The organism is Clostridium sp. AF50-3 (genome assembly GCF_003477445.1).
GTDB classification, from domain to species: domain Bacteria; phylum Bacillota; class Clostridia; order Lachnospirales; family Lachnospiraceae; genus Otoolea; species Otoolea fessa.
The window spans coordinates 1-9,717 of record NZ_QUDH01000022.1; the positions used below are offsets into that span (position 1 = coordinate 1).

The 9,717-nt window shown below is 41.5% G+C and carries 9 protein-coding genes and 1 pseudogene; 1 reads left to right on the plus strand and 9 read right to left on the minus strand.

The genetic code is table 11. The features are described 5' to 3' along the window. The 9 genes and pseudogenes from DW085_RS16835 to DW085_RS16870 form a co-directional block, all read right to left on the minus strand. Positions 1-1,180: DUF6070 family protein (locus tag DW085_RS16835; RefSeq protein WP_118493898.1), on the minus strand; the 1,180-nt coding region annotated here is incomplete at its 3' end. After that, positions 1,180-2,421, minus strand: a complete 1,242-nt coding sequence (locus DW085_RS16840) for a DUF6070 family protein (protein WP_118493901.1) — start codon at positions 2,419-2,421, stop codon at positions 1,180-1,182. The genes DW085_RS16840 and DW085_RS16835, both read right to left, overlap by 1 nt. Then, the gene (locus tag DW085_RS16845) at positions 2,369-4,492 is read right to left on the minus strand and encodes a penicillin-binding transpeptidase domain-containing protein (protein WP_118493904.1); all 2,124 of its coding nucleotides are present in this window, start codon (positions 4,490-4,492) and stop codon (positions 2,369-2,371) included. Before DW085_RS16845 ends, DW085_RS16840 begins: the two co-directional genes overlap by 53 nt. Before the next feature lie 562 nt (positions 4,493-5,054). After that, entirely contained in the window at positions 5,055-5,564 is a 510-nt protein-coding gene (locus DW085_RS16850) for a hypothetical protein (RefSeq protein ID WP_049889967.1), read from the minus strand. A 119-nt stretch (positions 5,565-5,683) separates the two neighbouring features. After that, positions 5,684-7,360, minus strand: coding sequence for a recombinase family protein (locus DW085_RS16855; protein WP_118493907.1), 1,677 nt, complete (start codon positions 7,358-7,360; stop codon positions 5,684-5,686). Positions 7,361-7,415: 55 nt separating this feature from the next. Beyond that, the gene (locus DW085_RS19275; RefSeq protein ID WP_004797315.1) at positions 7,416-7,577 is read right to left on the minus strand and encodes a hypothetical protein; all 162 of its coding nucleotides are present in this window, start codon (positions 7,575-7,577) and stop codon (positions 7,416-7,418) included. Positions 7,578-7,655: 78 nt separating this feature from the next. Beyond that, positions 7,656-8,005 (minus strand): annotated as a pseudogene (locus DW085_RS16860) (type II toxin-antitoxin system PemK/MazF family toxin). Between the two features lie 107 nt (positions 8,006-8,112). Continuing rightward, on the minus strand, positions 8,113-8,367 hold the full coding sequence (locus DW085_RS16865) for a hypothetical protein (protein WP_093369046.1): 255 nt from the start codon (positions 8,365-8,367) through the stop codon (positions 8,113-8,115). Between the two features lie 134 nt (positions 8,368-8,501). After that, the gene (locus tag DW085_RS16870; RefSeq protein WP_093369044.1) at positions 8,502-8,915 is read right to left on the minus strand and encodes a sigma-70 family RNA polymerase sigma factor; all 414 of its coding nucleotides are present in this window, start codon (positions 8,913-8,915) and stop codon (positions 8,502-8,504) included. Between the two features lie 404 nt (positions 8,916-9,319). On the opposite strand from DW085_RS16870, the gene DW085_RS16875 reads away from it, so the two are divergent. Next, positions 9,320-9,673: a helix-turn-helix transcriptional regulator gene (locus tag DW085_RS16875; RefSeq protein ID WP_243034076.1), complete on the plus strand. Its 354-nt coding sequence runs from the start codon at positions 9,320-9,322 to the stop codon at positions 9,671-9,673. The last annotated feature ends 44 nt before the right edge of the window (positions 9,674-9,717 follow it).

Here is a 9,717-nt window from a genome sequence, read left to right on the forward strand (position 1 = left end):
CCACAACCGTATTCCGAAAAGCGAGATCAGAATTATAATCCGGCCATACTCCATCCACGATAAGTGTAATCGTTCCATCCGCATTTTTTGTATAGTCAACTACTTCTCCAAAAGGTGGGTATGGGCTGGCATAAATCATCTCATATTCATAGCTGTTACTCCCTTCATCATACCCACAATACTCTCTTAACTGTTCTATCGATACTGGAAAATAGGTGGTCATTATCCTTTCATATTCCTCTGCCGGAATCTTCCAATCCTCAGTTTTCAGATTTTCACCCGTGGAAATTCGGTAAATATCTTCATACATGCAAGGCATCAAAATATCCTTTACATTGCTACTGTTCCAGTTTGTGACAAGCACATTGTAATTCACATAACTTAGTCCTGATATGTATTTCTCCGTCAGTTCCTGGCAGTCTTCCGGAAGCGGTTCTATTCTCCAATACTGTCTCAAACTTGCATGTGCAATCACATATTCATATGCGTAGATAAAATACCCTTTTTCCGTAAGTTTGATTTCAGCCACATTACTTACCGAAGTTCCCTGTATTTCAGGCACTCCACCTTCCTTCCAACGAACACCTATATAATAAGTCTGCAACTCACCTTTCCGGTAAATAAAAGTAACTGCTCCAATCAGTCCATCTCTATGTACTTCGAATACCGTAACCATTGAGTCCCGTCCATCCAAGTAATCTGCATAAAATGTTTCGACTGCTTCATGGTTTTGCATGGCAGTATCTTCTTCAACACTTACCAGACCGCTTCTGCCCAATTGCTCCACCACAGTTTTCCTCTGCTCGTTGGTAAATTCGCTAATGCCGGAAGAATAACTTGGTGCATCTGCAATTACAATATCCTTATAGATTTCTGCTACCGAATCTGCCGCTGACAAAACCATACTCTGCAATTGTTCCTTTTCCTCATCTGAGATAAGACAATCACTGGCTTGCGGAATAAACCAATATGCTGACTCTGTGGAAGTTTCCGCATTCTCGGCTTCTTCTGTTTCTGCTTCGCTATTTTCGATTTCTACAGGTGGCTCCCATACTTCTTCTGCCACCTTTTGTTCTTCTTCATGCATTTTCCCCCAACAGATTACCCCAACTATCACGAAAATCAACAGCAGTAAAATTAGAAGTCCACATTTTCTAAGCAGCCATTTCACATCCTCCATTATTCTCCTCCGTACAATTCTTCCCATTCTTCTAACGTCAACCGTGGCGTATGCCAAGTTTCTCTGTAGTTGTCTTCGGATGGTATAATTCGATTAGATACATATTGTACCCGTCCATTCTCTAAAGGGCGAACCACAACCTCGTGAGCATATACCTTGGAATCACCCGCATAAGGGAATACTACATTGGCTGTAAGTGTAATTGTCCCATCATTGTTTTCTGTAAAACCTACTACCTCTGAATATGGATATTCGGGGTACTCTACTTCTTCAAAGCCTCTCGGCTTATATTCATAAGTCAAATTCTCCGAATCATAGATGGTTTTTGATTGTAGCGTTTCACTATCAATGTTGAAATATTTCATAATAACACTTTCAAATTCTTCTTTTGGAATCTGATAAACTGCACTGACTGATAAGTTGTCATCAGCAACATAGGGAGCATATTGACCATTCACTTTTGGATAAAGAATGTCATACATATCATAGAAATTCAAATCCCCGAAATCCTCCTCACTCCAATCCACAATGAACATATTATTCCGTTCAAAGCTGATTGGGTTGAGATATTTCCGACTCAACTCCCTATATGTTTCATCCAATGGCTGTACCCGTAATGCGGTATGTTCCTCTGCTCCACTCAATGTAAGAACATATAATTCTTCTGAAAACCAAACACCGGAAAACATCAGGTAACCTTCTTCTGTATAATTCCAATACTCCGCTTGATAGTTTCCTATAACCTCTCTTTTCATATTTCCATTTTCATACTTGTAATAGCTTCTGACCACATCCACATTTCCGCCTTTTGTGTGCAAATCGTATTTTACAAATCCGCCCAAATAACTGATTTCAAGAATCGTTATTTCTGCTTCCTCCTGTGCATCCACCTTTTCGCAGAATTCCACTACCTTCTCTGGTTCCGTCATGTTAATTTGATTTCTGCTGTCAACTGCCGAATAACCATTTTCTCCAAGACGATTTACAATACTACGGATTGTTTCCAAATCCGCTAATTTATTTTCTTCTTCTGCTTTCTCATAAAGATCAATGCAGACGCTTATAATTTCATCTGCATCCTCCTCTGATTCTTCCTGAATAGCCTGAACATCTATTACCGTTTCCGAAACTGTATTTTCTTCCGGGGGTGCATCACTGCACCCCGAAACACTAAGCATCAGTACAAAACTAATTACTGCTAAACCACTCTTCCAGGACCAGGCCGTCTTTCTTAACAACATATCCACTTCCTCCTCTACCTTTCACATCTTCTACCATGCTAATAATCAATATAGGATGTTCTACCGTATCTTCTGCTGTAAAAATTGCAAACCATCCTAATTCCGTACCCGAAGTATCATCCTTCGATGCCTTGATTTCTGCCGTACCTGTTTTTCCTGCTAAAAGAATGTCATCCCGATGGGCTGCATATCCAGTTCCATTAGAATCATTCACAACCTTTTTTGTTCCTTCCAATACACGGCTTGCTGTCTCATTAGAAAAGGCTCCCGGAATCCAATACTCAGCTACTGCGTCTTTCTGATATACTAAATACGGCTTTATAACATTTCCCTCGTTACAGAAAGCAGAATAGATACATGCCATATGTAATGGATTCACCAAAACCTGCCCTTGACCGTAACCGCTGTCTGCTAACTGTGTTTCTGTTTCAATTCCCTCTGAATTAGAATACTGCGACTCTGCCATCTTAATCTCAAATGGCAGTTCCTCATTAAAACCAAGTCCAGTCAAAGAACTCTCCATCTCTTCTGAGCCAATCTTTAATGCTGCCTTTGCGAAATAAATATTGTCGGAATATATTAGGGCATTCTCTAAAATGACTGGTTCATATGCATGGAGTGTTGTTACATGATAGGAACCCCACGATGCATCCTTTTGCCAACTTAAGCCTACGTTGCCGTAATCTTCCATTGGATCGATTGCTCCTGATTCCAAGCCGACCGCTGCGGTAATTGGCTTGAATGTAGACCCCGGACACCACACTTGCCGGAAGCGATTATACATTGGCTTATTCTCATCCTCGTTAAGTACAGTCCACTGCTCACTCGACAATCCCATAATAAAATCGTTATTGTCATAGGCCGGTGTGCTGACCAAAGCCAATACTTCTCCGGTATAAGGATTCATGGCTACCGAGCAGCTTTTATCTTCCTTAAACTGCTCATGCAAGGAAACCTGTAAATCAGTATCTATCGTAAGCTGGATGTCCTGCCCATGCTGTACCAGGATACAAGCAAGTTCCTCCTTCTCTTTGCCTTCCGAGTTTACAATGTAAATCCTGCAACCGTTCTGGCCTTTCAGTTCACTCTCGAACAAGCTCTCCATTCCGCTTCTGCCGATTACACTATTGGCTGTATAGCCTTCTCCTGCATGCTCCTCTAAATCTTCCGCAGTAACACTTTGAACATATCCGACCAAATGTGCCGCTGCTTCTCCTAATGGGTATTCACGCACTTCAACATCAGATATCATCACTCCGGGAATCTCCAGCAACTTTTCATGCCTTTCTTTCTCCTTTAGGACTTCTTCATCTGGACTGATAGACATTAACTCAATTTCTTCCACTCTTGGAATTGTTTTAATGGGAACAAAAGAATCATCCTTTACCCACTTTGCAGACAGTTTCTTTTCTATCGCTTCCGGTGTGATTTCCACTAGTTCTGCAATCTGTGCGATTGCTTCCTCTCTGTTTTCCAACTTGCCCGGAACGATTCCAACCGAAGATGCTGTACCTTTTCCTGCAAGGACACGTCCGTTCCTATCCAGAATTTCTCCTCGTTCTGCCTGTGTAGTGGAAACTCTTACTTTATCTGTAGATGCCAGATTCGGAAAAATCAGGGAATCATCCCAAACTAACTGATATCCTTCTTCGTCCTTTAGGAAAAGTGCTTTATTCTCAAAGCTGATAGTTCCTGCAACTGTATCGAAAGAAGTCTGGTAGGTTACCGTCATTTGCTCCTCGTCATATGCAATAATCTGGACAGCTATATTCTGGACTTCTATACCTTCATAAATAGCTGAATTTCGAGTTACAAAATCCTCCTGACTGACATTTCCCGATGCCTCAATATGTAGCATTGCATACATTTCTTCATACTCCTGTTTTGGAATATGATCCATGTACTCCACCAGAAGTTCTTCCGGTGTCTTCCAGGCATTTTCCTTTGTTGCCAACATTCCTGCCACACATACTGCAGAAATTACCGCAGCTATTCCTATAACAGCAATCGCAATCCATAGGAGCCTGCTTCTTGTTTTCTTTCGCTTGTTTCTGCTTTTTCCTTTCTTCATATTGACCTCCATTCATTTTGCTTTGCTGATATGGTCATATTCTATTTTCAATGTACGCTATATCTTCAAAATATTACACTCGTAAGATTTTGAAGTAAAAAAATTTCTCTTTGCTGGGTATATCGTACTATGCATTCCTCCTTCCTTTTATTACATGCGTAAGATTTCGCAACAAAAAAATTTCGTCCGCAATCCTACTGCACTTGTGTAAATATTACATCAGTAAGATTTAGAAGTCAAGTTATCTTTATATAAAAAGGCTTCTGCCAGGAAGTATCATACATTTTCACAAAAGTGATACCTTTTAGCAAAAGCCTATTATTCAGCAGAGTTTCAAAACACCCCACTGCTGCGATATTCAAATGGTTCATTCATAAGGCTACAAAACACATATCCATTTTCGTTCCTTAATATCCCACAAACCGCAGAAAATCAAGGTTTCTTTGAAAGCAGACATACGGTTTCAATATTCCCCTGAACATTTATTTTATACTGCATAGCGAAAGTATGCAATAGGTTTTCAAAGTGGGGTAATGGTTTTATCCCCATAAAAAGTGGTTGACTAAATGTATTTTAGAATTTTTCTATATAAATCCCACAGCCTCGGTCCACAAAAACCACCCAAAGCACTCAATCCACGATGCTCATGAACATCTCTATCTTCAACCTCAAAGAGCCTATGGAAATCATCTCCCTCACCTACATAAACTGATTTGTCATAATTAAGAAAAGTAGACTTGCCACTAAATTGGTCACCTGTGATATCTATAATAATATATTTGTCTACCATCAGCCATGCATGAGATTGTCCGTTTCCATCCGGTTTACCCCAATATGTTCCACAGACATAATCTGTTTTGATACCTTTATCCAATAAATACTGAGCTAACAAATCACTCGTATCTCCGCAGCAAGCACGTGGAAATCTGCGATATATGCTGTCGTTATCAAACTCCCCTGCTTCCAAAGCCAAGTCAATCGCTCTTCGAAATTGGGTTGCGAACTGTTCAATTTCCTTCATCATACGCTCCTTTAACAAAACCGCTTTTGCGAAAAAGTATTCTTTCGCCAAAATGTATATCTCCCGTTCTCCAAAGCCTATCCCCTGGGGTAAACCTCCTGATATATCATCACTCTGCGGAAACAGAAACACACATCTATTTTATTCCCAAAATGGCGAAATCCTTTGATTTATTGGGCTTTTCTTGACAGAAGGCAGACTGTCTCAACGGTATTCCCTTTGTCCCACAAAAGCTCCGTAACTTCCCCGCCATCCTTGAACACCGGAAAATTCAGACCAATCCGCTTTAGCGGATATTCAGACTCGTCATTCCTGTAAATTTCAATTTCCTTAATCAAGGCTGTGACCACATTTCTCTTTTCTTCGTCATTTATTATATTATAAACGCAGTCGAAATTCACCATGATTTTGTAAATATTCTCAAGAGTAATTGCCTGCTGCTTAATTGCATCTCGCCGAAGTCTGGCATCTTCGATTTTTTCCTCCAGCTCAACAATGACATCATATAGGGAATCTAACCGCAAGGTCATATCATGGAGCTTTCGTTCCCGGTATTTTGCATCAGCAGGGAGACTGTCAATTTCCCGTTCCAATCTTGTTTTATTCAGATCAACTTCCTTCAGCTTTGCCTGATAGCCCTCCAGTTCTTTATCCACTGCTTTCGTGTCAATCTGAACGCCAATCCGTTTTTTAATGGCTTGGGCATATTCCTCATTCCTTACGATCTCACGAATTGCCTCAATGACCATCGGTTCAATATCAGTCTTTTTCAGCATTGCCTTATATTCACAATGCTTACCCCTGACCATCCTATTCCGACTACATACATAATAGTAAATTTCTTTGTAAGTGCCATCTTTATTTGTCCATGCGTGTTTATTCGTATACATGGGACTTCCACAAACCGGGCATTTCAGCAGACCGGATAACAAATGAACTCGATCCCGTCCAATTTTTGACGGTTGCTTTACTCCGGTTCTAAGACGCTTGGCATGAGCCTTTTCCCATACCTCCTCACTAACGATTCCTTTATGCTGTCCCTCTGTCAGAATGTAATCGTCATTTCTTTTCATCTGGTAATCGTTTTTTGTGCCTTTGACTTTTTCCTTCGTTCTCCGTCCATAGGCAATTTTACCGCAATAAACCGGGTTATCCAGTATCAGTTTAATAAAATGTCCTGTCCAATCCTCTAATGTGCCATTCTGCCTCGGAATTTTCCGTATACCTTGTAAGTTCAACTGATTCGCAATACCACCCAAACCGATTTCCGATGAAGTATATAATTCAAAAATCTTCCGTATTGCCACAGCCTCTGTTTCTTCAATCATCAGCTTGTTATCTTCCAGTGTATATCCGTAGGGAGCAAAGCCACCATTCCATCCACCTTGCCGTGCCTTTTCGCGCCGTCCGTTCATCGTCTGCTCGATAATATTCTCACGCTCAATCTCAGCCACAGCAGATAGTACAGAAATCAAAAGTTTTCCGCTTGTCTGAGAGGAATCAATCCCTTCTTCTATGCAAATCAGATTTACACCATAAGATTGAACCAACTCCAAAGAGTTAAGTATATCTGCTGCATTACGGCCAAACCGTGACAGCTTATACACTAAAATATAGTCAATGTCCAAGCCATCCTCAATATCTCTGAGCATTTTTTGAAAGGCAGGCCGTCCCTCAATGGATTTACCGGATTTACCGGCATCTTCATAAATATCAACAATGATCATTTCCTCACGATCCGCAAATCGTGTCAGCATATTTTTTTGACCTTCCAGGCTGTATCCGTCCACTTGCATCTCTGTGCTGACCCTCGGATACAAAACACAGCGTTTTCCATATCGGTTCATAATTCATACCTCCAAAATTTACTTTTGGAAAATATCCTATGTAAAGCTGCGATTCTCACGCAGCTCCGTCAACCTCGCCCAGCACTCTCATACCATATTTCTCGATGATATGTGCCAGCGAAGTGATAAACGCTTCAAATTTTTGTTCCGCCAGAAGTTCTTCTGACCGGATTTCATCTGAAGGAATCAATGCGCTTTTATTCTGGATATTCTCCATTCAGAATCACCTCCGCAATTCCTAATGAAATTATAACTCTACTTGCACAGCCTGAAAATGATACGCCTTTCGGCACTTTTATGTAATCCCTAGACTGCACAAGAGCGTCTTGTTTATATTTTCCATGTCATCCTTGTTTAGATGACCAATATAGTTTTTTAACCTCGACTTGTCGATTGTTCTGATCTGTTCCAGCATAACAACAGATGGTTTCACCAAACCGCATCTGTCATTTAAGTGGTAATGCGTGGGGAACTTTCTGCTTTTTTTGCTTACACTGGTAATTGCTGCAATAATAATCGTAGGACTGAAACAATTTCCCACATTGTTTTGAAGAATGAGTACAGGACGAGAGCCACTTTGTTCAGAGCCGATACCAGGCTTAAATCAGCCGAATATATGTCACCTCGATGGAATTTTTCAAACATCACTCTCGCCTCCTTAATATCTTAATACTTAAATAGCCGCACCAGTCTGAAAGAAATCTTCGGATAAAAACCTGGTGCGGCTACTGTTATTCTGTTCGGATTACTCGTCATATTTGCCACGCCCCCTGACGATGGGAACACAACAGGTCTCCGCTGGCGCGGCTGTCATAACTCCGCAGCATCGTTCGTATCGTGTGCCGCAGGGTTCCCCCCAAGTCTTTGGCGGGCCGTGAGGAAGTATCTTTAAGCCCCCATGCAGTCATCGCGCCGGATCTGCCACAATCCGTTTTATGAAATCGTAGATCGCTCCGAAGCAGTTCTCTCATCACCTCCCTGACTGCTCCATCTTCGCGGCGTTTCATATTCGCTCATACATGGGTTATGTACCTGTTGTGCTGTCTATTCGATTGTCAATGTACTGATGAAGGAGGAAAACTTGTCCTTCTTATTAACACTGACAAAAAAGCAAAAAACAGGCGCATCAAATGAAACTTTATCAAAAATATTTTCCGAGCTGCTTTAAGCCACGTCGGATACTGTCACGGACGCGGCTTGGGTCTACACCTTCTACTTCGGCAATTTCATTTACCGTCATTCCCAGATAGTATCGGGCATAAATTCGCTTTGCCTGTTTCTCCGGCAGCTTCATCACAGCGGCATAGACCTGCTCCTGAAACTGTTTCTCCTCCAGCGCCATCTCCGGTGTTTGCGGCTTCAACAGCACCGCATTTTCAATGCCATTCTCGCAATCCAGAGAATACTGTGCTTTATAACGATACATCTTTCGCTCATACGCAGCCTCCGCACGTTCAGCTGCCCGAATAGTCTCCATTACTTCCTCTGTCACATCTACAAAAAAGTCTGTTGTATAAACATCAGGATAAAGCTCCCGAAGGTTAATTTTCTTCATTATGTACCTCCATTTCGATTCACAGGTGATTGACGAGTGAATCGAATGGAGGTGGAGATCGGCTTCTTGGAAAAATGAATAAAACAAAACGGACAGGAACACGGGAATATTCCATGTTCTTGTCCGTTCTGTTTTGTGGAAATTTATAGACTACTAATAGTTCCGTATCGTTCCGCAAAAATGGTATGAATGGAAAGTTGATTTTTTGATTGCTAGCGAGATTTTGCAGCCAGATTTTTTCGTTAAGAACGCCCGCTGATAACAGACAGGCTATTTTCTTTGTATATCATCAACTCCCCCCTTAAGCCAGAACGGAACGGATAGTGGTTATGAAAAAGCTACTCTGCAATCATTTCGCATAGCATTGGTAAATCGTAGAATATTGTTATGTGAGGTGACGGAGAGTGTCTAAAAAAAAGCAACAAATTATGTTCTCATTTGGTTGTTCCCTTCGCTGCGCTAGAGAAAAACGGGATTATACCCGTGAGCAAATTGCGGATCGTGCCGAAATCAGTTCTTGTTTTCTAGCAGCTATCGAGAATGACAAACGAAAGCCGAGCTTGGACGTCCTGATCCGTCTCGTTAATGCTATTGGTGCTTCATTTGATGAAGTTCTCGCACCGCAGATAGAACAGGAGAGCGAAATCGTAGAGCGCATACAGCGTTTAGTCCTACAATGCAGTCATCGGGAACAGGAGCTTTTACTTGCCCTGATTGACAAAATGCTCGACACAAGGGGAAAACCAGAGAAAGAATAAACGCGGCTGGGTATCTGCTTACCCGACCGCGTTTATTCTTTGTC

Bases quoted from the DNA above. Each gene is read 5' to 3' on its own strand.
- DW085_RS16840 (WP_118493901.1), bottom strand. From the start codon at position 2,421: ATGTTGTTAAGAAAGACGGCCTGGTCCTGGAAGAGTGGTTTAGCAGTA.
- DW085_RS16845 (WP_118493904.1), bottom strand. From the start codon at position 4,492: ATGAAGAAAGGAAAAAGCAGAAACAAGCGAAAGAAAACAAGAAGCAGG.
- DW085_RS16855 (WP_118493907.1), bottom strand. From the start codon at position 7,360: ATGAACCGATATGGAAAACGCTGTGTTTTGTATCCGAGGGTCAGCACA.
- DW085_RS19275 (WP_004797315.1), bottom strand. From the start codon at position 7,577: ATGGAGAATATCCAGAATAAAAGCGCATTGATTCCTTCAGATGAAATC.
- DW085_RS16865 (WP_093369046.1), bottom strand. From the start codon at position 8,367: ATGAAACGCCGCGAAGATGGAGCAGTCAGGGAGGTGATGAGAGAACTG.
- DW085_RS16870 (WP_093369044.1), bottom strand. From the start codon at position 8,915: ATGAAGAAAATTAACCTTCGGGAGCTTTATCCTGATGTTTATACAACA.